Raw genomic sequence first — 25,084 nt, forward strand, 5'->3', positions numbered from 1 at the left:
TATATAAATGTCTAGGAAAGTATCGGTGATAAAATATAAAAGGGGGAAGATAGATGAAACTAACTCCAGAACAACGTATTCAGTTACATGGTTTTAATAATTTAACTAAATCATTAAGTTTCAACATGTATGATATTTGTTATACGAAAACAAGAGAGGAACGCGAAGCTTATATCGAATACATCGATGAACAATACAATGCTGATCGGTTAACAAATATTTTAAAATCTGTAACTGAAATTATTGGTGCACATGTATTAAATATTGCAAAACAAGATTATGTCCCGCAAGGAGCAAGTGTAACAATTCTAGTTTCAGAAGGACCAGTAGTAGAAGTACCAACTGAATCATATGATGAATCCCCAGGTCCACTACCAGAAGCAATTGTGATGGGACTAGACAAAAGCCATATTACCGTTCATACATACCCAGAATATCATCCAAACGAAGGAATAAGTACCTTTAGAGCCGATATCGATGTATCAACATGTGGAGAAATCTCACCATTAAAAGCATTGAATTATTTGATTCATTCATTCGATACTGATATTATGACAATGGATTACAGAGTGCGTGGCTTTACTAGAGATATTAATGGAGAAAAATTATTTATCGACCATGAAATTAGTTCCATACAAAATTATATCCCAGATGAAGTGAAAAATCAGTTTGATATGATTGATGTAAATATATATCAAGAAAATATTTTTCACACAAAGTGTAAGCTAAAAAAGTTCGATTTAAATAATTATTTATTTGGTTATTCAAAGGATAAGTTAAGTGAAAATGAACAAATAGAAATAACTGACCGTTTAACAAAAGAGATGGATGAAATTTTTTATGGGAAAAATATTAATTAATTATTTATGACTATAAAAAAGGGGTGAGATACTTAATCTCATCCCCTGTATATTATTAAGCTTCTTTAGCTGCTTGAATTTGAAGAGAAATCTTAATTTGATCGCCTACTAAAACGCCACCAGCTTCTAATGGAGCGTTCCATGTTAAGCCGTAATCACTACGTTTGATTTTTCCTTCTGCCCCAAAACCGGCTTTTTCATTTCCCCATGGATCAATTCCTGTACCTTCAAAAGTAACTGCAAATGTTTCTTGTTTCGTCACTCCGTGAAGAGTTAAATCACCAGTAACGTTATATTCATTTTCGTCTGTTTTTTCAATGGTATTCGACTTGAATGTCATGGTTGGGTTATTTTCAACATCAAAAAAGTCTGCAGAGCGTAAATGATTATCACGATCCTCGTTACGAGTATCAACACTTGCTAAATCTACAGAAAATGCAATATCAGCAGTAGTTAAGTCTGTTGGATCAGCTTCGATTTCTGCATTAAAGCTTTGGAAACCGCCTTTTACTGTAGCAAACATCATATGTTTTACAGAAAAATCAACCCCACTATGTGTTACATCAAGATTCCATTTTGTTTTAGCCATTTTTTTCTCCTCCAATAATTAACTTTGTTTAAAATATCTCAGTTTAAAGATTTATTACTCTGAGATGAATTATATTACCTCATGAAGATATTGTCAATTAAAAAATTCAAAAGCGTATTATGAAGAAATTCCAACCAACTAACAAGGAATATCTCCAAAATATCTGTGATAAAAATCACATTTTTTACAATTTATTTTAAATTTCAAACACTGTGTGAAGTGTATTGAATTCGCTGTAAAAAGAGAGTACAGTAAGGCTATAGAAAGTTAGTGAAAACAATCACAAACTTTCTACTAAATAAGCTAGCTAGCTTCCAATTTTTTTAGAATACATTGTGAAAACATTCACAAAAAATAAGGAGATGGTTTTCGATGAAATGGTTAAGAGGACCGAGAATGGCAATGATTTGGACTGTATTACGTATTTGGTTAGGTATTCAGTGGTTAGAAGCAGGGGTCCATAAAGTAACCGGAGGATTTGATGCAACTGGTTTTGTACACGGGGCTATTGGTAAAGCGGGAGGAGATCATCCTGTCGTACAAGGATGGTATGCAAACTTCCTTGAAGCATTTGCTCTTCCTAATATCGGCCTGTTTAACATATTAATTCCTTTCGGAGAAGTCCTAGTTGGTGTAGGATTAATCATAGGAGCTGCAACAATTCCAGCTTTAGTTGCAGGAGCATTTATGAATTTAAACTTCTTACTAGCAGGTACAACAAGCACGAACCCTGTGCTTTATACAGTAGCCATCTTATTAATGGTAGCAAATACTGCAGCATACTACTACGGGGCAGATAGAATTTTAGTTCCATATTTGAAACAAAGAATGATTAATCGTCGTCACAAGCATAAAAATACTAGAAAGCCAGAACACATTCCTGCTCATTAATTACAAATCGTTAATAAAATAAATTAAATATCCCCTTACAGGAAGATCAAGTGAACATACAAAATGTTCCTAACAATCATCTTGAAAGGGGATATTTTTAATCGTTACTTTTAAAAATGATCGTTATTCAAATAATAAAAAGGATAGTCCTCTATCCTTTTTATTATTTCCGAATATTTATTTTTGAAAAAAAACATTTAGTTTTTGATTGCGAATTTCTCTTTCTTCATCAGAAGCTAAATCATACTTTTTTAATAAATGGAACAATTCATTTAGGTTCTTTTGGCTTTGAGTAGCTGTAAGGTACTGTGAACATTTTTCCGCAGTAGTGGGTAATAAAAAAGGTCTTTGATCCGCAAGTTTTTTCTTTACATCATCTAGTGTATGATCTAAATTACATGAATTCGCCATTATTCCTCCTTAGCCCCCAATATGAGACATTTCAATTTTGGTCCGTTTAGTAGTAGACTCACTTCGTTCAACAGAATAGCGATCTTTTCTACCATGCCAAATGGTTTGAAGATACTCTGCTAATTGTTCATCTGATAACTTGGACCTTAAAGGGTCACGTAAATCATGTCCCTTTGAAGCAAATAGACATGTATACAATATTCCATTTGCAGAAAGGCGAGCACGGTTGCAAGTGGAACAAAAGGCATCTGAAACAGATGATATAACACCAATTTCAGCATCAGATCCGATATAGCGATAGCGAGAAGCTACTTCGCCTGTATAGTTAGGATCGATTGCTTCAACAGGCATTACTTGATGGATATCTTCAATAATTTGTCTTTTGGGGTATACATCTTTTAGATTCCATTTATTTGTGTTGCCAACATCCATATATTCAATAAATCGTAGAATATGGCCTTTTTCACGAAAATATTTCGCCATTGGAATAATTTCATGATCATTCATTCCGCGCTTTACTACCATATTAATTTTCACTTTTAAACCGACTTCAGCTGCTGCTTCAATTCCATCCATGACAGCTTTTACAGTAACACCACGGCCATTTATTTTGCCAAATACTTCGTCATTCAACGAATCAAGGCTAATTGATACTCGACTTAGACCAGCTTCTTTTAAAGCTTGAGCATGTTTTGGTAGTAGAGAGCCATTTGTTGTCATGGCAATATCACAAACACCATTTATTAGTTTTATCTTATTAATGAGGTTAGGTAAGTCCTTCCTCATTAGTGGTTCGCCACCTGTAATTCTGATTTTCTGAACTCCTAGAGAATGAACGAAAATTTTTGTGAGGCGCTCTATTTCTTCATAGGATAATAGTTCGTTTCTTTTTAAAAAAGGATAATCAGGTCCAAATATCTCTGCTGGCATACAATAAGTACAGCGGAAATTACATTTATCTGTAACGGAAATTCGTAGGTCACGAAGGGGGCGGTTAAAGTAATCATTGATTGTGTTAGTTGTTTTCAATACAAAATCCCTCCCTCTATAGTTTATCATCTAGTATTACTTAAGTGTGTGAAGTTTCTCACATTTTTGCATTTGATTTGCTCTAAAGCTTTATAAACCGATTCTCCCAAGAGCAATAAAGAGTTCGTTATATGTAGATTTGGCAAACACTTTGTGCAAGTGTTTGCCAAATCTAGTGTTACCGCTAAAGAAATTTATAGTTAAACGGCTTAAATATTTACAATTCTATCTTTATGAGAATAGACATTAAATGACTGATCACGAATAAATCCGACAGCTGTAATATTTAAGTCTTCCGCTAGTTTGATCGCCAGGTCTGTTGGCGCAGATTTAGACAACACAATTCCTACTCCAATTTTAGCTGCCTTAACCAAAACTTCTGACGAGATTCTCCCACTAAAAACAATGATCTTTTCTCGTGTTGGCATTTGATTTAATATACTATATCCAAATAATTTATCTAAGGCGTTATGACGACCAATGTCAGTTCGACTAACAATCAATTTATCGGGTGTACAAAGGGCAGCGTTATGGACGCCACCAGTTTCTTGAAAAACAATACTACTTGTTTGCATTTCATTCATCAAGTTTATGCATTGGGAAGGAGAAATAGTTAGTTTAGAAGTTGAGGTTTTAGCAGTTCGTACATCATTATGAAAATAAAATTGTCTGCTTTTACCACAGCAAGAACCAATAAACCGTTTCGAATAATACTGTTGACTTGTTGTTACATCAACATGTAATTTAACATGTGCATATCCAGCATCGTCATCAATATTTAATGAGTCTATATCTTTATGAAACCGGATTACACCTTCAGAAGCTAAAAAACCGACCACCATTTCTTCAAAATGAGTAGGGGTACAGACTATCGTAGCAAATTCTTGATCATTCACAAAGATTGTTAAGGGGAATTCAGTTACAATATCATCCACAGTTTCTACTAATTGGCCATTTGTATACTTTATGATTTTTTGATTTACACTAATATTTTTTATCATAAACTTCACCCGTTTTGTAAGATTACTAAAGTATAAACATATAATAATTTATTAAACAAGTATAAAAGGTTACCTAATTTGCTTTTTTAAAAAGAAGGATCTGTAAAACTGATTGTTGATATCCGCTGCAGGCGTTCGGATACAATCAACAAAGTAAAAAACTCTTTAGGTAGCATTAACAGAGCCCAAAAGAATTGTAAAAACACTAAAATTAGCTTGCTTAACAAATGTTAACATGGTAGTATTTTTTTACAATGTTCAAGAATTTGTAACATTTTGTTTCGGGATAGCGATCCTGTCTGCGGCTCAAACTGTTACAAATATGTAAGCGATTAACTGTTGGCCCTATAGTAGCGAATCCTGCTTGAAACTAACCGTCAATCACCTGTATGATATGCATATTTAATTTGCATATTTTATCGGAGATTGACGGTTTTCTTTAGTGTTATGATACTATTAAATTCTGAATCTTTTGCTTATGTTTGGTAAACACTAAGGAGCTAGTAGAAGTGAGTTTTTGATGGTGACACAGTGAGAGAGAGAAACCTAATCAATAATGTGGGGAAAACGGGTCTAAATGTTGATATTGTAAGCTTAGAAATTAGCAACACCATGTTTAATTAAGGGGATGAATATGTGAAAAAGACAAAAAATCGTTGGCTTATCGCTGCTTCTGCCGTTGGAATCCATATTTCAATTGGATCAGTGTATGCTTGGAGTAATTTTACAAATCCATTAATGAATGAATTTGGATGGACCGCACAACAAGTGCAATTAACATTTAGTTTAGCAATATTATTTCTTGGGTTGTCTGCAGCGTTTCTAGGTCACTTTGTAGAAAAATATGGCCCTAAGGCTGCTGGTTTACTTGCTGCTGGCTTCTTTGGAATTGGAGTAATTGGATCTGGCTTAGCTGTAAATTTAGGTTCACTACCATTACTTTATGTTACTTATGGTGTGCTTGGAGGAATTGGACTTGGAGTAGGATACATCGCACCTGTTTCTACATTAATCAAATGGTTTCCTGATCGACGTGGGCTTGCGACAGGACTTGCAATCATGGGCTTTGGTTTTGCAGCAGCCATTAGTAGTCCAATTATGGACTCATTAATCAAAACTGTTGGAACTGCTAATACATTTTATATTTTAGGAGCGGCCTATTTTGTCATTATGACTTTATCATCCTTATATTTAGAAAAACCACCAGTTGATTGGGTTCCCGAAGGCTTCAAAGAAAAGGTTCAATCAGGAAAATCAAGAATTAAAGAAGATCTTTCTCAATTAACAGCAAATGAAGCGATTAAAACAACAAGGTTCTATTATTTATGGATAATGTTGTTTATAAATGTTACATGTGGAATTGCAATTCTTTCAGCTGCAAAACCACTTGCTCAAGAAAGTATTGGACTTTCAACAGTAGAAGCTGCTGCCCTTGTTGGGGTAATGGGGATCTTTAATGGTCTAGGGCGAATCGGCTGGGCATCAATTTCTGATTACATTGGAAGGCCGAATACATATACAACCTTCTTTGTTCTGCAAATTGTTTTATTTGCTTTATTACCTCATACAAGTGAAGCAATTCTTTTTCAAGTAATGTTGGCCGTTGTTTATACTTGTTATGGCGGTGGATTCTCTGCAATTCCAGCTTATATTGGTGACTTATTTGGAACAAAGCAGCTTGGTGCAATTCATGGTTATATTTTAACTGCTTGGGCAGCGGCAGGTTTAGCAGGTCCTATGTTTGCAGCATGGATGAAGGATACAACAGGAAGCTATGCTACAAGCTTAACGTTTTTTTCAGGATTGTTTATTATAGCACTACTTGTTTCAATACTAATTCGTCTTGATATTCAAAAGCTTAGACAAAAAAATGCATCAAAAAGCTCAAGAAATACAATCGCTGGATAATTTATGTTCCATCTTAAGTAGAAATGTGGTAAAATACCTCATGCTATTACCCCTAGTAGGTAGGAGGGTATCATGGTATCATGAATAAGTACGAAGCAGAATTTAGTAATATTGTTCGTTCATTCAGAAAGAAGCATATGGGCAAGGGCCCTAGTAAGATTACAACGACTTTTTGTAAAAACTGGGCCATCTGTGAAATGGAAGGGAATTTATCTCCTGTTGAAAAATTTATTGCTAGTGCAGATGAAGGAAAACAAGCGCTGCGATCAGCAAGAACCGAAATGGTAAAACAAATGTACAGAAAGAATCCTCCAGTTGAGATGGAAGAATTCTTAGGTTGTAAGTTTGTAGACCTTTTTGTAGATATAGATATTGACAGAGATTTCGGAATGTCAATATTCGTTTTTGATGAAGATCTTCATCAAAAATATTCTAAATAAACAGGTATGGCACTTGGTAGCGACCCTGCAAAAGACTAACCACCGTGAATCCCAACATAAAAATGTTGGGATACGGTGGTTTTTTCATTGTTTAGGGATCATTTATTAAGAGTATTAGCAACAAGGAGTATTCCTAAATGAAAAAGAAGCCTATTAAGCAAGTTATTCTCATATTTATTAAAGATTAGTATAAATGATCTCTAGTTACGACTTGTAAAAAAGATTCTCTTTCCATCTTTTTAATAGATAAGGAGTGATTCAATTGGGAGAGACGAAGCATCAAGGACCAATAAACGCGACAAAAACACCACAACCTAAACACTGGGTTAGTCCAATACCGTTTGGTCTAGGAAAAGTTAAACCACAGCATTTTCGCGATACAATGAAAATTGCTTGGGATAATAAAGATAACATTGGTTATGCAACACGAATATTAACAAAAGGTGTTTGTGATGGTTGTGCTTTAGGAGTTTCTGGACTTTTTGACCAGACATTAAAAGGACCACATCTATGTACAACAAGAATGAACGTGCTCCGTTTAAATACAATGCCAGCACTAAAAGAAGAGATCATTCATGCTGACATTGATCAATTGCGCCAATATAGCAGTACCGATTTAAGAAAGTTGGGACGTATTCCATATCCACTTATACGTCGCAGAGGAGAAAGGAAATTCTCACGTATTTCTTGGGATGAAGCGATGGATGTCATTGCAACTAAGATGAAGCAATTAGACCCAAAACAATATGCGTTTTATCTAACATCAAGAGGGATTACCAACGAGTCTTATTATGTAGCTGGAAAGGTAGCTCGATTTTTAGGAACAAATAATATTGATAACGCCTCACGTATTTGTCATTCGCCAAGTAAAACCGCCTTAAAGCGTTCCATTGGTGTAGGTGCATCAACTGCAAATTATCAAGATTGGTTTGGAACAGATGTCCTCTTGTTCTGGGGAAGTGTTGCTTCAAACAGCTCACCTGTTTCAACGAAATATATGTTAGAAGCAAAGAAGCGAGGGACAAAAATAATTGTCGTTAATCCATATAGTGAACCTGCAATGGACAAATATTGGATCCCTTCAAATCTTGAGTCTGCATTGTTTGGAACGAAAATTGCAGATGACTTCTATCAAGTCAATATTGGGGGAGATATTGCTTTAATTCACGGAATTATGAAGCATTGGTTTGAGATGGAAAAGCAGAATCATGGTTCTGCGATAAACCATACATTTGTTCAAGAACATGTTAATGGTTATGAAGAGCTAAAGATTAAAGTTGAAGAGCAATCATGGGAAGATATTATAAAATCATCGGGTGTGACACAAGAAAGAATTATTGAATTATCTGAGCTATTGGCAAAAAGTAAAAACGCCGTTTTTGCTTGGTCATTAGGATTAACAATGCATTCCTTTGCAACTGATAATATTTCACAAGTTGCTAATCTTGCGCTTTTGCGTGGGTTCTTAGGACGCAAAAATAACGGTTTAATGCCATTTCGTGGTCATTCTTCTGTCCAGGGCTCAGGGGAAATGGGGGCAGATCCATTTGTTTTACCTGGTAGTGGTTTTGATGCTCAAAACATTAACAGAATGGAGCAAATTTGGGGATTTGAAATACCTAAATGGCAAGGTGATATTGTTGGGGTAACACTTGAAAATATCGTCCTTCCAGACATTCACGAGCGAAAAATAAAGTTATATTATTTATCTGGAGGGAATTTCTTAGAAACAATGCCTGACCCTGATTTTGTAGAAAAGGCGTTATCTGAGCTAGATATACGCGTTCACCAGGACATTATACTAAATACTTCTACCTTAGTTGATGCAAAGGAAGCAGTCATTGTCCTTCCCGCCAAAACTCGCTATGAACAAGAAGGTGGAGGTACATCAACATCGACAGAACGTATGGTTTACTTCTCACCAGAGATTGAAGGGAACAAAAACCTGATTGCAGAGGCACGTGCTGAGTGGAAGATTTATATTGATTTAGCAAAACGAGTAAAACCCGATACTGCCCACCTTGTTGAGTTCAAATCAGGTCAAGAAATTCGCGATGAAATTGCAAAAGCGAATAAGGATTATGAAGGAATTCAGCATCTAAAGAAACAAGGTGATGTTTTCCAATGGGGTGGAGCGTGGCTATGTGAAGGCGGAATCTGTCCAACACCAGATGGAAGAGGAAAGTTAATCTCAATTGATATACCTGATTTAGGGAAAAAAGAAGGTCAATTTATTGTCACTTCACGTCGTGGAAAGCAATTTAATTCAATGGTTTATAAAGAAACAGACCCATTTAATGGTGCAAGTAGATATGATGTTCTTATGAATGCAAAAGATGCTAGTCATTTGAGTATTGCTGAAGGTGAAGGTATTGTTGTTTATAATGGCTTTGGCGTTTTCCAAGGCAAAGCGAAATTTGTGAATATCGCAAGAGGTAACTTGGAAGTTCACTTTCCTGAAGGGAATTTCTTATTACCAAGAGGTAGGTATGAAAAGTATGCTGGTATCCCAGATTATAATATAACCGTAACCGTCGAAAAGGCGGATCGCTATAATGCCAGAAAGGACGTTCAATATATAGAGAAACGTATTGAAGATTTAGAAGTTGATATACCTCAATAAGAGATATAGGGCTGACTTAATGAGCGGTAAGTGTCAGCCCCTTTATCTACTTATTCTTCATCATTTATTTCTCCATCACCTATTTCATCTTCACCTGGTGCATCGTCACATGCAACGACAGATGTAGCAAGAAGTGCAGCCAATAATATAGCAAGAAGCTTCTTCATAATAAAGTCACCACCTTTTAGAAAGTCTATACTGTATTTAGGTTACCTATATTTTGACTTATATATGTGGTTAAAGTGACAATATTTTTCAAGCTTGTATATAAGGAAAAGGCCATGTTAAATTTAGTTGTTCATTTATGCTGGAGAAAAATAAAAACTAATATAAGTATCCCTGTTCAAATATTTTAAATTTTATGATTCCACATTTCTAAAAACATGGTAAAATTAAAATGCTTACAAAATCATTGGGGGTACATAATGGACGATAAGGCTAAACGGTATATTGAATTATATATTCATTTTTCAGAAGACTTGGGGAGATTCTTAACCAAATCTGAACAGGACTTTTTGAAATGGTTAGTAATAAAAGAGTAACACAATCATACATATTGCAATCCTAAACAGAGTACTTCACTTTTCGTGATGTGCTTTTTTATTTTTTTCAAACATTTGTCGTTTTTTAAATTAGGTTTCTAGATTTTTATCGAACTACGTTACCAATTAATATAAAAATTTCTTTTAAGACGATTAAGCCAGAAATCTCCTCACTTAATTGCACAGTAGGAGGAAATTCATATGGTAATGCTTATAGGTGATGCACCAACTGGTATCACTGCAATTAATGTAAAATCTACAGCACTTAGGACAGTGACTGTATTTTGTTCTTGCTGTGAAATGTAGATAAAATCTCCGTCAGGTGTAAATGCTGCACTTCCTGGATTATCAATAGAAAAGCTTCCTATTACCTCATGCTGGCTTGTATCAATAATATAGATTTCATCGCTTTTTTGAGCTCCTAAAATAGCAATAGATTGATTAGGTGAAAAAGAAAGGAACGAATCGAGATGATTACTAAATAATGCCGCATCAATAAAGGTGAATGATGACAAATCAAAAATCTTGATCGTGGAGCCACCTAAAGGAACTTCTCCTAAAATATAAGCAAAACTACCAAACGGATCTATTTCAATTAAATAAGGATAATCGGAAGTGGATGGTTGAACCACTACAATTTCCGCTAAATTTAAATCAACAATTAGTATACTCCATGCTAAAGAATTTACGATATAAGCGAATTGTCCGTTTGGATCAATGGCAATACTCGAAAAACCTGATCCAGTGAGTGATATTGTATTTAAAATCACTTGAGTCTCCATGTCAATAACAGTAATTGTACCCGACACACCGCTAAGGATATAAACAGTTTGGCTGTTAGGGGAGAAGCCAATATCATTTGCTCTGTCTATAGAGAAAACAGTGATAACGGAGAGTGTATCATTACTAATCATTGTGACAGCATTGTCATTTGAATGTAATACAAAAGTGTATGCTTTATCTGGAGTAATTGCTATTTTATCTGGGGGATAAGAAAGGGATATTGGCTGTAGGAGTATCATTCTAGATGTATCGATGACTGATAATGTGTTGTCATTTTGATTTGCTATAAATGCATAAACATCAAGATCCGAATGTTCTTGCATAAGTGAGAGGACTCCGTTAATGATGAGTGTATTCTCACTTAGTGATTCGGTTACTGTCATACTTTCAACAGTAATCTGGTTGAAATCATAGTAGATTGTTTGGGTTGATGTGTAATAAATAATTTGATTAATTGGTATGGTATGAAATTTTGAAATAGCAGCAGTTCCTTGCCCATACTGATTGTGAACAGGAGAAAAACTAGCTAACATCGAAAGTTTTCCTTGCAATCGAACACCATAGACTGGATATGATTCATCCTGTTCCTGTAATTCACAAGGTTTGGCTACACATATTAACTGATCTGTATTTAATGTCACATCAGCATTTAACTCATATTCACTCAGTGCGTATCCATCCGGAATCTTAATTGAAAACTCAAAGTCTTTCGTATGTTCATTTGTACCTTGACAAGGTACCATGAATACCACCCCTTTACATCATGAAAGTTCTTGCATTTTAATCTTCCAAGAAATTGTTATTTTAATAGGCTGTTTTCGCAAACTTTGTTGCTTTTAAAATAGTTTTGGGTTGGTTGATTGTCGCTCCAGGATGCTCGCTTTCCGTGGGGCGGGCGTTGAGCCTCCTCAGCGCGAAGCGCCTGCGGGTCTCATCTGTCCCGCTACTCCCACAGGAGTCTCGCATATCCGTTCCAATCAACCTAATCAGTTTTGTTCAAAAACAACAATCTTTTAGAAAAGAGCCTTTTAATAACACGAAACTCACCTTCTTTGTATATTCATTGCAAGCATCATACTTTATATTATGCTAGCGGTACGCCATTGCTTGTTCATATATATGAAGGGCATTGGTTGTTTTTTGATTGAATGAAAAATATAAAAACCTATTCTTCAATAAAGATTAACAATTGTTTTTTTACCTCAAAAGTCACCACCCAATGAACCAGAACCACTCGATTGTTATATTTATCCTTTACTCTTATCATTCCTTTCATGATAATTATTAAGTAATTATAAAGAATCCAAAGTAGGCATTTTATTTTGTATATAATGGGATTTGAAAGAGGGATACATTTATGAAAAATCGTGGTTCGATATTATTAGTCGAGGATGATAAAGAAATTGCCAGAATTGTTTGTGATCATTTAAGAAAAGTAGGGTATCACATTACTTGGGCTTCTACTGGTAAGGAAGGATGGGAGGATTTTAAACAGGATAGTTATGATCTTATTTTGGTAGATCTAATGTTGCCAGAAATGGATGGCTTTACGCTTTGCAAAACAATTCGCCTTGAAAGTGATATACCTTTATTAATTGTAAGTGCAAGACATGAAGATGAAAGCAAAATTCGCGGACTAGAGTTAGGTGCGGATGATTATTTAACAAAACCGTTTAGTCTGGAGGAGCTTAGTGCAAGAATTAGCTCTCATTTGAGAAGATATCACCGGTATTTAAATAGACCGGAGGAAGAAAAAAGTACGAAATATGAACATGGTCTTAGAATTGATTTTTCAAAACAAATTTGTTACTTAAATGATGAACCTCTTTTGCTCACATCAAAGGAATTGGATTTGCTATTATTGCTAGCGAAAAATCCTTTTCAAACCTTTTCAAAATCAGAGCTTTACGAGCATATTTGGCAACAAGAAGATGTTGATGGAAACAATACTGTGACAGTGCACATAAAAAGTGTAAGAACAAAATTAAATGATGGATCTCGCTCTGCAAAGTTTATTCAAACAGTATGGGGAGTTGGCTATCGATTTATAGGTGAAGTACTAATATGAAAATTAAATATTGGCTAATAATTAGCTTTTTACTTGTTATGCTTCTTCCTGTAATTGCTCTTTATTTTCTATACGTTAGTATTTCTAGCTATGATGAAAAACATGATTTACTCGAATATATGAATGTTTCAAATCGACTTATTGAAATGCAACCAATATTAGAAGATGGGCTTTTATATAAAATTCAGCCAAATGAAAACTATGATAAAATAGGTAAATTTGCAAATGAAAACGTCAAAATTACACTATATCGACCAGACGGAATTATTCTTTACTCATCAATAGAAGATCCTTCAATAAATCGTCTTTATCAGAGAAGTAATGTTGAAACTCTTTATAAAAATTTAAATGAAATCCAAAAGAAGCATCGATCGTATTCATTGAAAAAAGCAGTTTTTCAAGATGGGAAAATCATTGGTTTATACGAAGTAACAATTGCCAGGAAAGAATGGGTTAATGGAGTAAATGATCGTTCTATAACTCTCTTAGTTTTAATGAGCAGCTTTTTCATTATTTTATATACACTAGTAGTTTTTCTATTAAATCGAAAATTAAATAAACCATTAACAATCCTGCAAAAGGAAATGACGGCTTTTGCTAATGGGCAAACAGTTACCAATCCTAACAAAAAAACAAATGATGAAATAGGAGAGCTATTTTCTCATTTTCATAGGATGCGCAGACAAATTGAACAAAATCGAGAAGAACTTGCGATTCAACAAAAAGAAAAAGAATTTATCGTTGCAGCTTTATCCCATGATTTAAAAACGCCTTTAACAGTTGTTCAAGCTTATACTGAAGCATTGCAAGATGAAACACGATTAACGGAAAAAGAACAGTATGAATATAAAACGATTCTATTTGAAAAATTACATTATATGAAACAAATGCTGGACGATTTAACAATTTATACAGCTCTCCAGTCAGCACCAGAAAAAATCGATTTAGTTGAGGTGGATGGTCAAGAATTTTTTGACATGCTCCTATCTGGATATGAAGAACCATGCGCTAAGAAACATATTCACTTACACATCGAACAAAATACCAACGGTCAATATGGTGTAAATGTGAAGCAAATGATGCGCATTGTTGATAATTTAATGGGAAATGCGATTAGGCATACAGAATCAGATCATTTGATTTGGTTAGCTGCAATATCTTATCGTGCACCACTTCCAAATTGGGTCTTTTCCCCATTTATCAATGAGCTAAATGAGTGGCGCCAAGGCGGTACGATCATTCTAATACAAAATCAAGGCAATGCAATACCTGGAAACTTACAAAAACAAGTATTTCAGCCATTTTTGCAAGTAGAGGGTGCCCGAGGTCTAGGTGGTAGCTCTGGGTTAGGATTAAGTATATCGAAAATGCTTATCGAAAAACACGAAGGTAAAATAAACTTATTTTCAAAAGAAGGTTACGGGACACTAGTAGCCTGCTGGATAAAAGAAAGGAAAGCTTAAAATTATGAGAATCATTAACTTCTTAATTGGTACGACACTTACGATTGGGTTATTATCAGGTTGCACAAATGAAGCAGCAGCATCTTCAGAAGAAATTGTTTCAAATGTACTTGAAGCAGGCAAAAAAATTGATGACTATTATGGTAAAGCGACTTTAAAGATTTTTACAGATGAAAAAGAAACAGAATATTCCACCATGGAAGAATATGTAGGAAAGAATGGCGAACGGAAAACGGTAACAACTGATCATAAGAGGAATGATCAGAAGGCATTTGCTTATAATGATGGGAAGACGTTTATTACATATGATGAAGAGAGTAAAAAAGCATTATCAGCAGATATCACAGCAGATGATCTACCAACATCAATGACACAGAAGGAGCAATTAACTAGTTTCCTAGAGCATATAAAAGATACCCATAAGCATGAGGTTGTGGGTGAGGAAAAAGTGCTTGGTTTGGATACATACCATCTTAAGATTACCCCTAATTCAAAGGATTCTTTATTTGGCGAGATGGAGGTTTGGGTTGATAAAAAAACATGGTTTATAGTGAAGGTTATATCCAACTCAGGTGATATTCGGACTGAAATCGAATATAAAGAGGTTGATTTTACTCCTGATTTTACAAAAAATACGTTTGAAGTGAACTTACCAAAAGATGTTGAAGTATCTCCAATTGAATCAGAGTTTCCAACAAACACAGGTACAATTGAAGAAGCTGAACAAGCTTTGGGACAACCTTTTTTACTTTTAAATGATGACAATCAAGAAATTCACCATATTGAGTGGAATGTGTTAGAAGGTGAACTTAATCGAACAGAGATAGTTGTTCTCTATACAAAAGATAAAGTATCATCATTGAGCTTATCAATTTTTCCAACTCCAGTGGGTAAAGACATGGAGATCGAAGAAAGTAAATGGAAGGTACGCGGTCACATTGCTGATTATATGGAAATTGAAGAGCTCCGAATACTTAGCTGGGATGAAGATGGCTTACGATATTCGATTATGATCGAGGATCCATCCCTTAAGATTGAAAAGGTTATTGAGATGGCAGAAAGCATGCAGTATAAGTCATAAAGTGAAGAAGTGGGTGAGAAAGTGTTTCCTAGCTTAAGCTGGATTTTATTATCAATTTTTATGGGATGTATGATTCAATTAGCTGGTATTATTTCAGGAAAGCGCAACAAGAAATTCGGGTATATTGTTGAAATAACATCAGGTATCCTTGCAATCGGATATGTATTCTATGAACATTCTTTTATTAACGGTTTTATTTATATTGCCTTTATATCAAGTAGTTATTTTTCAATGGTAACTCTTACATCAGGACATGTCAGATATGAAAAAATTCAGGAAGAGTTACAAGTTCATAGTGTGGAAGAAATCGAGTTGCATAGAGAGATAAAACGGATCTTCTTAGATATAAGTATGACATTAATCATTTTTTTCTTTGCCATTCTTTTTCTCATATTTGGTCCTGAAGCGAGCCCATTAAAATATATCATTTCTTTTGGATTACTAACAGCCATAACCGAATTATTAAAAAGAATTCTTGTCTATAAAAATGTAAGAATTTATTATTGCAAAGATACAGAAATGGTTTATATTGTTTCAAAGTATGACTTACGAAAGTTTTCAATCCATGATTGTAAAATGGTTCAGATTGAGTCAGCAGTCGATATGTTAAAACTTCATCCATTACTAACACTTTTCATGTCAAACACTGACTTTACGACAAGCTCGCAAAGTGTATTAAAACTATCTTTACCAGGTGAGACAGTCTATATGACGTTGAAAGATGTGGATAAATGGAAGCGTGTGTTTGGAGCAGGAGGGTTAAAAGACAGCGTAGATGAGCAGATTATGGTGTTACCCTTTTATCATAAAAGGAATATGAAACGATTACTTGGAAAGTTTTATTTTGCAGCAACTGTAAAGGGTGTATCTGCTTATACAGGACTGCTCCTTTTATTATATTTTTTAAATATTCCTAATTGGTTAATGGTAACGATCGCAATAATTTATTGGGGATTCAATCTATATATTTCTGATCTGGTGTTAAAGGTTGCAATGGATGCGAAAGAAACAACGAATCAAGAACTAATAAACATAGCCCAACAAATTTTTGAAAAAGCAGGTATTCCACAAACCCGGATTTATGAAACAGAGTCTTCAGAATATAACGGACTTGCAACTGGAATGAATATTGGAAAAGGTATGGTTACATTGACAACAGCTACTTTAAAGCTGCCGATTGAGGTTATTGAGGGGATTCTTGCTCATGAGGCGATCCATATTAAGAAAAGAGATATTATGTGGGGCCAGATCTGGCGCGCAGTTTATATCATTTTCATTCTCTTTGTCATTCTTTTCATTAAAGAAAATATCCATGATATAGATGCTTATAGGATCCCTTTGTTTCTTCTCATTTGGTCCATTATGTTCATTTTCCCAATTTATCAATCATTTGTTTCACAGTGGATGGAAGTGAGGGCGGATCATTTAGGTGCTTCATTACTAAAGGGTGGACGTAAGCAAATGGCTGACAGTTTCCGAATTCTCACAAAAGCACAGGATGAAGAAATCCATAAATCGTTAACATATAGTATGTCTGAAGATAAAACAAAAAAAGATAAATCCTCCTTAGAAAGAGCAACTTGGATTTGGAGAATGATAGAATTTCAATTCATGCCTCATCCACCTATGTATTGGCGAGTTAGCTCGTTGGCAACAAATCAGAATGGTTGGGGGAAAGGTATTCTAAAGCGATGGGCTACTGATCGACTGAAAGAATCTATTTCAAAATAATAATTTAACACTGAGGTGAAGAAATTGAAGTCGGCTAAAGGGTTGTTTATTCTGGGAGCACTTATTTTCCCGATAGGTATTTACCTCGCTTCTTACACATCAATTGGGGTGTTACTTGGTATTATTGGTGGAATGTTAATCTTTTTTAGTGCTCCTTCATTAACATTATAAATATAGTAAGGAATTGGCTAATTACAACAAGCTAATAAAAAAGGTGAAACTTTTTACAAAGTTAATCGTATGAATAATGAGCAACAAAATTCATACGAAAGTTGAGAGGAGAAAATATTGAAAAAGATAGTTTCTGTAATTCTTATTCTAGCAACAATGATGCTGAGCGCCTGTTCTTTATTAGATGAAGTTAATAATTCTTTGGATTATGTAAATGAAGCTAAGAGTTATATAAATTCATTAAGTGATTTTGCAGAGGAAGCTCCACAGCTAATTCAAGATGCTGCAGTTGATCCAGAAGTTAAGCAAGATCTTGAAAATCAATTGAATACACTGGTTGAAGATATTAATGAGTTTAATACTATAGAAGCTCCTGCTATTGCAGAAGATATTCATCAAGATTTAGTAACCAAGAATGAAGCACTAATTGATGAGATAAATACAGCTATGGAAAATGGAGAACTAGCTCTTGAAAAACTAGAGAATTCTGAAATCATAAATACAGTGAATGATGTAACATCACTGTTAGACTCTATTGAAAAGTTAGAACTATAAAGTTCTCACAGTATGTGAGGCTTTTTTTTTATTAAAAGTTATTATAGAATATATATGTGTTATTATGACCTAGTCATAATTTATCAAGTATACGTAAATTGTGTTAGTATGGGTATCAACATCTTTTATTTTAATAAAAACAATGCTAGTATTCACAAACAATCAAAGATTATGATAGATGCATAAGGGGAGAAGCAATATGAAAAAGCGAGTTGTCATTACAGGTATTGGAGCAGTTACTCCATTAGGAAACGATGCGTTTACTACATGGGAAAATATTAAAAATGGTGTCTCAGGAATTGCGCCGTTAACGAGAGTAGATTCAGACCAATTTAATGTTAAAGTTGCTGGAGAAGTAAAAAACTTCTCACCTGAAGACTTTATCGATTTTAAAGAAGTAAGAAGAATGGCGAGATTTACACATCTAGCCATAGCAGCTAGTAAGATGGCTGTAAAGGACGCGGGTATTCAAATCGGCGAACATGTTGATCCAGAACGAGTAGGAGTATGGATTGGTTCTGGAATTGGTGGACTTGACGAGTTCGAAGATCAACATAAACGATTTCTAGCGAAAGGACCAAAACGTGTTAGTCCATTTATTATTCCAATGTTTATTCCAGATATGGCATCAGGGCGTGTTTCGATTGAGCTTGGTGCCAAAGGAATTAACAATTGTTCAGTTACAGCATGTGCTTCTGGTGCAAACTCAATTGGAGATGCGTTTCGCGTCATCCAAAATGGGGATGTTGATATGATGATTACAGGTGGTGCTGAGGCTGCAATTACAGACATGACAATTGCAGGATTTGCTAATATGACTGCTCTATCAACGAATCCAGATCCAAAAACAGCAAGTCGCCCGTTCGATAAAAATCGTGATGGCTTCGTCATCGCGGAAGGTTCAGGCATTGTAATTTTAGAAGAACTTGAGCATGCGTTAGCCCGAAATGCTAAGATATATGGAGAAATCGTTGGATATGGAGCAACAGGTGACGCATATCATATTACAACACCCGCACCTGAAGGAGAAGGTGGGCAACGTGCCATGAAGTTAGCTTTAAGTGATGCTAATCTAAGCCCAGAAGATATTGATTATATCAATGCACATGGTACTAGCACACATTATAATGACCTATATGAAACAAAGGCTATTAAAGAAGTTTTTGGTGAACATGCCTATAAACTCTCTATCAGTTCAACTAAATCTATGACAGGGCATATGCTTGGAGCTGCCGGAGCAGTTGAGGCGATTATCTCGTTATTATCTATTAAAGATGGAATTAAACCTCCAACCATAAATTACACTACACCAGATGAAGAACTTGATCTAGATTATGTACCGAATGTTGCCCAAAAGGCAGAAGTGAATGTAGTCTTATCTAACTCTTTAGGGTTTGGTGGCCATAATGCAACATTAGTATTTAAAAGATACTAAAGTATGTAAACACAAAAAAATGATCTGTAGCAACAGATCATTTTTTGTGTTTAGAAATTGGATTGTATTGGGGTATCATTTTTTAAAGCTATTTTTTTATTCAAAGTGTTCGTCTGGATAATCACAATATTCAATGATCGTTCCTTCAGTGTCAGCGGGATTTAAGTAAATTAATCTTCTACCGTGTTTATTTATTCGTAAAGAACCCGCTAATATACGTATGCCTTTAACTTCAAGTTCTTTGATTGCTTCATCCAAATTACCGACTTGATAGGCGATGTGGTGGACACCTTTGCCCTTTTGCTTAATAAAACGCGCAATCGGGGATGTTGAATTATTTGTTGGTGATAATAATTCAATTCGATCACCATTCACTTCCATTATAGCAATCTCACTCTCAACACCAACTGCATCACTTTGATAGCGATCGATTAATATTCCACCTAGAACATTTTCATAGATAGATATACTATTGTCTAAGTCCCTAACAGCAATGCCAATATGATCAATTTTTTTCTTCATAATTACTCCTATTGTTACTTCTTTTTTATTTTATCCATTTCCTCTGTTACGATAAACGCTAGATCCTCATTTCCAAAAAGGGATAAAACGTTAAGTAAGGTCGTATTAGGAATTTCGCTTGATTCTTCCTTAGGTACTGTTAACTCAATCGCTTGTTGAAGCGCAGCATTATTCACTTGTTCTGGATATGCTCGTAAATAAATTTCTTTTGGATCTAGATCTTTGTTAACACACCATTGTGCAAACACTAGGATCATCATATGCTCATCTCGTTGATAGTTTGCGATGATTTGTTTTTCCATTTCTTTTGAATTCAATCGGATTACCCCTTTAAATTGATATATAATTCATTATATCGAAAATGTAGCTTAATCGGCAATAAACACAGGTAGTGCTGCAAAATCTTACATTTTATAAGAAATAGGCATTCACCCTTGTAAGATAATCTACATATGTTAGGAGAAAAGGTGTGGAAGGGTGATACAATGAGTGCAAAGATTCGTCATTATTATGCTGGAGGTAACACGGCTAAAGGGTTTTTTAGCCTTTATGACTCAGTATTAGAGGATTTAGATCGATTGTTTATTTTAAAAGGTGGTCCTGGTACTGGGAAATCCACATTGATGAAAAAGATTGGCGAGTTATATGAGGGCAAAGGATTTGATATTGACTACTTGCATTGTGCTTCTGATAACAATTCAATAGATGGAGTTATTCTCCCTACCTGTAAGATAGGGATCGTTGATGGAACAGCACCACATATAATTGAACCTAAAGCACCCGGTGTTATCGAAGAGTATGTAAATTTAGGAGTGGCCTGGGATTCTGAAAAACTAGCTGCAAATAAAGCGGCAATCCTTGGACTTAATGAGATGATATCAATTAAGTTTGAGACAGCGTATGAAACATTTGCTGAAGCTTTATGTGCTCATGATGACATAGAAGATATTTATATTTCAAATATGGATTTTTCAGAAGCAAATAAACTAACAGAGGAATTGATCAATCTCTTTTATGGTGAGAATGCTTTAGCGAAATCTCCAAAGATAAAGCATCGGTTTTTAGGTGCAGCAACTCCTCTTGGAGCTGTTGATTTTATTCAAAATTTAACTGAAGATATTGAAAAACGGTACTTTATAAAAGGAAGAGCTGGGTCTGGCAAATCGACCATGCTGAAGAAGATCGTTGCTGCCGGTGAGGAAAAGGGCTTTGATGTAGAAGTCTACCATTGTGGCTTTGATCCAAATAGTCTTGATATGGTTATACTACGAGAAAAGGGGATTGCTATATTCGATAGTACGGCACCACACGAGTATTTCCCTGATAGAGATTCAGATGAAGTTATTGATATGTATGAAAGATGTATAACTCCTGGAACGGATGAAGAATTTGCAAGTGACATTGCAAGAACAACAAAAGCATACAAAGATAAAATGAAGGAAGCAATTTCTTACCTAGCCGAGGCAAAAGAGTTAAGAGATGAGTTAGAGCGTTATTATATTGATGCAATGGATTTTACTAAGGTAGAAGAGATTCAACAAAGTCTATTAAGTGAAATTGAGTTATTTATCGCAAAGTATCGATAAAAGGAATGGGACGAATGTTTACAATTCGTCCTTTTTCCTTTGAAGGATTGTTGCTAAACTGTAATAGATTAGGAAATTTGTAAGTAGAAAACTGAATTTCAATAAAATCAAAAAATATATAAAGTGAAAATCAAGTTTAGACTGATAATTGATAGGAGTGGCAATACCCTAAATGATTTTTCGATTATATTAAGGTTATTTTCGTTAGTTAAATAATTAACGCTTAGGATAACAGCCTACTTTAATAATTGGTTCTGTTAAATTTTAATGTTGATAATAGGATAGAATTATAGGAAAATTCCGTTCCTGGTTTGTCTTACAGCATTATAATGAATATGATGGGGAATATAAGCCCTTTGTTACTGTAATGGAAATGGATATACCATTCGAGGGGGAATTGAGTGATTAAAGTTAATTTAAAAATTATAGTTTTAATGATTGGTATATTCTTAATTCCATTAAACTTAAATAACATCTAATATAATTTTTTCTTTGTTCCGTTAAAAGGCGCAATTGTTGAGTAAATAAACCCAATTTCCCATGTGAAACACTGAGAAATTGGGTTTTTAAATACTTTATATCCATGTCTTCAATGTAAAAACATTATCAAATCAGGTTTTTATAATCCTGAGTATAGATAATGGCTACAAAATCCGGCTTTCCATCAGGGTCTGAAACAATAATTTTGCCATCGAGGATCTGTGTCGAGTATATATTTTACCTTTCCATTGAACTTGGAAAGGATTATTCTACGACACTAAATCCTCATGAAATAATAAACAATACTTATTTTTTATATTTTCTAATGGGGGGTACCACCAACATTTTGATTTGCTGCTTTTTGTACCAGGATATCGTATAGTAACTCGTCTTATTTCAGTAAATTAATAAACTCACGCATGAACCCAGGTAGATCTGGCCACGCATGACCAGAAACAAGGTTTTGATGTGTGTGTAATGTTTCATCAATATATGTAGCGCCGCATGCAGTCACATCAGGCTTACAAGCAATATATGCTGTATACTCCCGGCCTTTCATCAAATCCGGTACAATAGTAAGCACTTGTGCAGCATGACAAATAGCACCAACTGGCTTATTTTCCTCAAAGAAGTGACGGACAATTTTCGGTAACGATTCCTCCAAGCGAATATATTCGGGTGCTCGTCCTCCAGGAATAATCAACCCGTCATATTGCGAAGGAATAACATCAGCAAAAGCTACTTGAGAATCAATGCCATAAGCAGGTTTTTCCACATATGTTTCCATTCCTTCTATAAAGTCGTGACTTACTGTTTGTAGTTTTTTTACAGAAGGTGAAGCAATCGTTACGTCAAATCCTTCTTCAAGACACCGATAATATGGATAAAAAATTTCAAGCGCCTCTACAGCATCCCCAGTAACAATCAGCACTTTTTTACTCATGAACATAACCTCCATATAAAATAATTTTAGTAGTTAAAAGTGTTTATTGCTTTCATGTTGTCTTTTCATCAATTCAATTCAACAATTATCTACGATTTCCTGTTAAATAAACGCATCTATTGTCTCTCAATTAGTCACACAAAAATATTTAATTGCAAACCAGAAAAACGAAAGCGTTTTCATTGTATATATAAAGTTGTATAGTAATAGTAATGGTAGAGATTTATATTTTTACCAATTTTTGTGCAAATGGTCGCATTGTATGGTAAACGAAATCTCAATAAGAAACAGGGGGGGTAAATGTAATGAAGAGACTTATTAAGCAGTTTAGTATCTGTTCGATTGTGTTTTTACTGTCCTTTTCAATTCTCTTTGTTCAGAATGCATCTGCTGATGTAAAGTCTGATTATAAGACGTATGTGATGGCACCATTAACAAAAATTACGAATTGGAACGATTTTGCAAAGCAACTTGCAACTCTAAAAAGTAATGGTGTTTATGCTTTAACGACTGATGTATGGTGGGGAGATGTCGAATCAAAAGGGAATAATCAATTTGATTGGACTTACTACAAACAGTATGCACAAGTAGTAAGAGAATCAGGTTTGAAATGGGTCCCGATCCTTTCAACACATCAATGTGGAGGAAATGTTGGGGATGACTGTAATATTCCAATACCAAATTGGGTTTGGAGCCTTTCAACGGAAGATCGGTTAACACATAAATCAGAGACTGGGTATGTCAATAAAGAGACACTTTCACCTTGGGCAAGTGATGTCGTTGGTACACAATACAATGAACTATACGCCTCTTTTACTCAAACTTTTACTGGTTACAAAGATATTATTGTAAAGATATACGTAAGTGGAGGACCTGCAGGAGAATTACGCTATCCTTCTTATGTTGGAGTTGATGGTTGGAGCTATCCTAGCAGAGGAAAACTTCAAGCTTATACAGAAACAGCCAAAGCTGATTTCAGAAATGCCATGCAGTCTAAGTATGGAACGATAAGTAGTCTAAATAATGCATGGAAAACATCGCTATCATCTTGGTCTCAAATCTCACCTCCAACAGATAGAGACAATTTCTTCACAAGTGGTGCTGCCTATAATAGTCAATATGGTAAAGACTTCATGATATGGTACCAAAATGTATTGGTGAAGCATTTGGCATTGATTAGTAGCAAGGCACATCAAAACTTTGATAGTACATTTGGAGTACCAGTTGGTGCTAAAATTGCAGGAATACACTGGAAGATGAATGATCCTAGTATGCCACATTCATCTGAGTATTCAGCTGGCTATTATAACTATTCAACAATACTAGATCAATTTAAATCAAGTAACATGGCCTTAACATTTACTTGTCTTGAGATGGACAATTCTCAAGTTTACCAAAGTCCATATTATTCTGCTCCCAAAAGCTTGGTTACACAGATCTCTACCTTATCATCACAAAAGGGCATTGTCATCAATGGGGAGAATGCTCTTGCGATTTCTAGCTCAGATGCAAGCTATAGTGAATCTAGATATAAAAATACAGCTCAACATTTATTTAACGAAGGCTTTAGTGGATTTACCTTATTACGACTTGCTAATATAGTCAATGAAAATGGAATTAAAACAGCTGAAATGGATCGATTTAGGGATATATTAATCTTAGATCCTGTTAAAATAAATTTTGTCGTTAAAAATGCTCCTACTAACATTGGAGATACCGTTTACTTAACAGGAAGCCGATGGGAAATGGGAATGTGGAACAGTGCAGACGGAAAAATGATTAAATTAACTTGGGATAGTGTGAATAACGATTGGAGAGGAACAGGTAACATCGCTGCAAATAGATATTATGAGTTCAAAGCAGTCATTGTTGATGCCAATGGAAACATTAAGAACTGGGAGCCTGGAAGCAATAATGTGTGGAATACACCATCTACACATAGCAACTACACGGTTAAGTGGTAATTAGAATA

General features: G+C 34.8%; 23 protein-coding genes. 15 read left to right on the forward strand and 8 right to left on the reverse strand.

The window, feature by feature from the left end; translation table 11 throughout:
• The first annotated feature begins 53 nt into the window (after nucleotides 1-53).
• Nucleotides 54-860: an adenosylmethionine decarboxylase gene (speD, locus tag WCV66_RS15025; protein WP_066327189.1), complete on the forward strand. Its 807-nt coding sequence runs from the start codon at nucleotides 54-56 to the stop codon at nucleotides 858-860.
• A gap of 55 nt (nucleotides 861-915) precedes the next feature.
• Here the strand turns inward: speD and WCV66_RS15030 are convergent, their stop codons facing one another.
• Nucleotides 916-1,449: a YceI family protein gene (locus tag WCV66_RS15030; RefSeq protein ID WP_066327187.1), complete on the reverse strand. Its 534-nt coding sequence runs from the start codon at nucleotides 1,447-1,449 to the stop codon at nucleotides 916-918.
• A 372-nt stretch (nucleotides 1,450-1,821) separates the two neighbouring features.
• On the opposite strand from WCV66_RS15030, the gene WCV66_RS15035 reads away from it, so the two are divergent.
• Nucleotides 1,822-2,340: a DoxX family protein gene (locus WCV66_RS15035; RefSeq protein ID WP_066327186.1), complete on the forward strand. Its 519-nt coding sequence runs from the start codon at nucleotides 1,822-1,824 to the stop codon at nucleotides 2,338-2,340.
• A gap of 177 nt (nucleotides 2,341-2,517) precedes the next feature.
• Here the strand turns inward: WCV66_RS15035 and WCV66_RS15040 are convergent, their stop codons facing one another.
• From WCV66_RS15040 to fdhD, 3 genes are all read right to left on the reverse strand, one after another.
• Complete coding sequence (locus tag WCV66_RS15040) at nucleotides 2,518-2,751, reverse strand: hypothetical protein (protein WP_338785912.1); 234 nt, start codon at nucleotides 2,749-2,751, stop codon at nucleotides 2,518-2,520.
• 9 nt (nucleotides 2,752-2,760) lie between these two features.
• Complete coding sequence (moaA, locus tag WCV66_RS15045; RefSeq protein ID WP_413789588.1) at nucleotides 2,761-3,810, reverse strand: GTP 3',8-cyclase MoaA; 1,050 nt, start codon at nucleotides 3,808-3,810, stop codon at nucleotides 2,761-2,763.
• Between the two features lie 179 nt (nucleotides 3,811-3,989).
• Complete coding sequence (fdhD, locus tag WCV66_RS15050) at nucleotides 3,990-4,781, reverse strand: formate dehydrogenase accessory sulfurtransferase FdhD (protein WP_338785915.1); 792 nt, start codon at nucleotides 4,779-4,781, stop codon at nucleotides 3,990-3,992.
• Nucleotides 4,782-5,417: 636 nt separating this feature from the next.
• Between fdhD and WCV66_RS15055 the strand changes: the two genes are divergently transcribed.
• The 3 genes from WCV66_RS15055 (at nucleotide 5,418) to WCV66_RS15065 (ending at nucleotide 9,752) form a co-directional block, all read left to right on the forward strand.
• Nucleotides 5,418-6,689, forward strand: coding sequence for an OFA family MFS transporter (locus tag WCV66_RS15055; RefSeq protein ID WP_066327157.1), 1,272 nt, complete (start codon nucleotides 5,418-5,420; stop codon nucleotides 6,687-6,689).
• 80 nt (nucleotides 6,690-6,769) lie between these two features.
• Entirely contained in the window at nucleotides 6,770-7,129 is a 360-nt protein-coding gene (locus WCV66_RS15060) for a DUF2294 domain-containing protein (RefSeq protein ID WP_066327155.1), read from the forward strand.
• A gap of 262 nt (nucleotides 7,130-7,391) precedes the next feature.
• Complete coding sequence (locus WCV66_RS15065) at nucleotides 7,392-9,752, forward strand: FdhF/YdeP family oxidoreductase (RefSeq protein WP_338785916.1); 2,361 nt, start codon at nucleotides 7,392-7,394, stop codon at nucleotides 9,750-9,752.
• Nucleotides 9,753-10,491: 739 nt separating this feature from the next.
• On the opposite strand, the gene WCV66_RS15070 is transcribed toward WCV66_RS15065, so the two are convergent.
• On the reverse strand, nucleotides 10,492-11,820 hold the full coding sequence (locus WCV66_RS15070) for a YncE family protein (RefSeq protein WP_338785917.1): 1,329 nt from the start codon (nucleotides 11,818-11,820) through the stop codon (nucleotides 10,492-10,494).
• Between the two features lie 614 nt (nucleotides 11,821-12,434).
• Here WCV66_RS15070 and WCV66_RS15075 point away from each other — a divergent pair.
• From WCV66_RS15075 to fabF, 7 genes are all read left to right on the forward strand, one after another.
• Nucleotides 12,435-13,145 carry a response regulator transcription factor gene (locus WCV66_RS15075; protein WP_338785918.1) on the forward strand — a complete coding sequence of 237 codons (711 nt, stop codon included), beginning with the start codon at nucleotides 12,435-12,437 and terminating at the stop codon, nucleotides 13,143-13,145.
• Nucleotides 13,142-14,608 carry a HAMP domain-containing sensor histidine kinase gene (locus WCV66_RS15080; protein ID WP_338785919.1) on the forward strand — a complete coding sequence of 489 codons (1,467 nt, stop codon included), beginning with the start codon at nucleotides 13,142-13,144 and terminating at the stop codon, nucleotides 14,606-14,608. Before WCV66_RS15075 ends, WCV66_RS15080 begins: the two co-directional genes overlap by 4 nt.
• 4 nt (nucleotides 14,609-14,612) lie before the next feature.
• The gene (locus WCV66_RS15085; RefSeq protein ID WP_338785920.1) at nucleotides 14,613-15,689 is read left to right on the forward strand and encodes a LolA family protein; all 1,077 of its coding nucleotides are present in this window, start codon (nucleotides 14,613-14,615) and stop codon (nucleotides 15,687-15,689) included.
• 21 nt (nucleotides 15,690-15,710) lie between these two features.
• Complete coding sequence (locus tag WCV66_RS15090; RefSeq protein WP_338785921.1) at nucleotides 15,711-17,420, forward strand: M56 family metallopeptidase; 1,710 nt, start codon at nucleotides 15,711-15,713, stop codon at nucleotides 17,418-17,420.
• Nucleotides 17,421-17,444: 24 nt separating this feature from the next.
• Nucleotides 17,445-17,591, forward strand: coding sequence for a hypothetical protein (locus tag WCV66_RS15095; protein ID WP_157094297.1), 147 nt, complete (start codon nucleotides 17,445-17,447; stop codon nucleotides 17,589-17,591).
• Nucleotides 17,592-17,708: 117 nt separating this feature from the next.
• Nucleotides 17,709-18,146 (forward strand): DUF6376 family protein, encoded by a 438-nt coding sequence (locus WCV66_RS15100; RefSeq protein ID WP_338785922.1) that lies wholly within the window; start codon nucleotides 17,709-17,711, stop codon nucleotides 18,144-18,146.
• A gap of 199 nt (nucleotides 18,147-18,345) precedes the next feature.
• Nucleotides 18,346-19,581, forward strand: a complete 1,236-nt coding sequence (gene fabF, locus WCV66_RS15105) for a beta-ketoacyl-ACP synthase II (protein ID WP_338785923.1) — start codon at nucleotides 18,346-18,348, stop codon at nucleotides 19,579-19,581.
• 96 nt (nucleotides 19,582-19,677) lie between these two features.
• Here fabF and WCV66_RS15110 read toward each other — a convergent pair whose 3' ends face one another.
• Nucleotides 19,678-20,103 (reverse strand): VOC family protein, encoded by a 426-nt coding sequence (locus WCV66_RS15110; RefSeq protein WP_338785924.1) that lies wholly within the window; start codon nucleotides 20,101-20,103, stop codon nucleotides 19,678-19,680.
• A 14-nt stretch (nucleotides 20,104-20,117) separates the two neighbouring features.
• A complete protein-coding gene (locus WCV66_RS15115; RefSeq protein WP_338785925.1) occupies nucleotides 20,118-20,420 on the reverse strand; it encodes a hypothetical protein in 303 nt (100 codons plus the stop codon).
• Nucleotides 20,421-20,588: 168 nt separating this feature from the next.
• Between WCV66_RS15115 and WCV66_RS15120 the strand changes: the two genes are divergently transcribed.
• Both WCV66_RS15120 and WCV66_RS26835 read left to right on the forward strand, forming a co-directional pair.
• Nucleotides 20,589-21,689: a PRK06851 family protein gene (locus WCV66_RS15120; RefSeq protein ID WP_338785926.1), complete on the forward strand. Its 1,101-nt coding sequence runs from the start codon at nucleotides 20,589-20,591 to the stop codon at nucleotides 21,687-21,689.
• 289 nt (nucleotides 21,690-21,978) lie between these two features.
• A complete protein-coding gene (locus WCV66_RS26835; protein WP_413789670.1) occupies nucleotides 21,979-22,098 on the forward strand; it encodes a DUF3289 family protein in 120 nt (39 codons plus the stop codon).
• A gap of 462 nt (nucleotides 22,099-22,560) precedes the next feature.
• On the opposite strand, the gene WCV66_RS15125 is transcribed toward WCV66_RS26835, so the two are convergent.
• Nucleotides 22,561-23,112: a DJ-1/PfpI family protein gene (locus WCV66_RS15125; RefSeq protein WP_338785927.1), complete on the reverse strand. Its 552-nt coding sequence runs from the start codon at nucleotides 23,110-23,112 to the stop codon at nucleotides 22,561-22,563.
• 305 nt (nucleotides 23,113-23,417) lie between these two features.
• Here WCV66_RS15125 and WCV66_RS15130 point away from each other — a divergent pair, with 305 nt between their 5' ends.
• A complete protein-coding gene (locus WCV66_RS15130; RefSeq protein ID WP_338785928.1) occupies nucleotides 23,418-25,076 on the forward strand; it encodes a family 14 glycosylhydrolase in 1,659 nt (552 codons plus the stop codon).
• The last annotated feature ends 8 nt before the right edge of the window (nucleotides 25,077-25,084 follow it).

The organism is Metabacillus rhizosphaerae (assembly GCF_037201795.1).
Classification (GTDB): domain Bacteria; phylum Bacillota; class Bacilli; order Bacillales; family Bacillaceae; genus Metabacillus; species Metabacillus rhizosphaerae.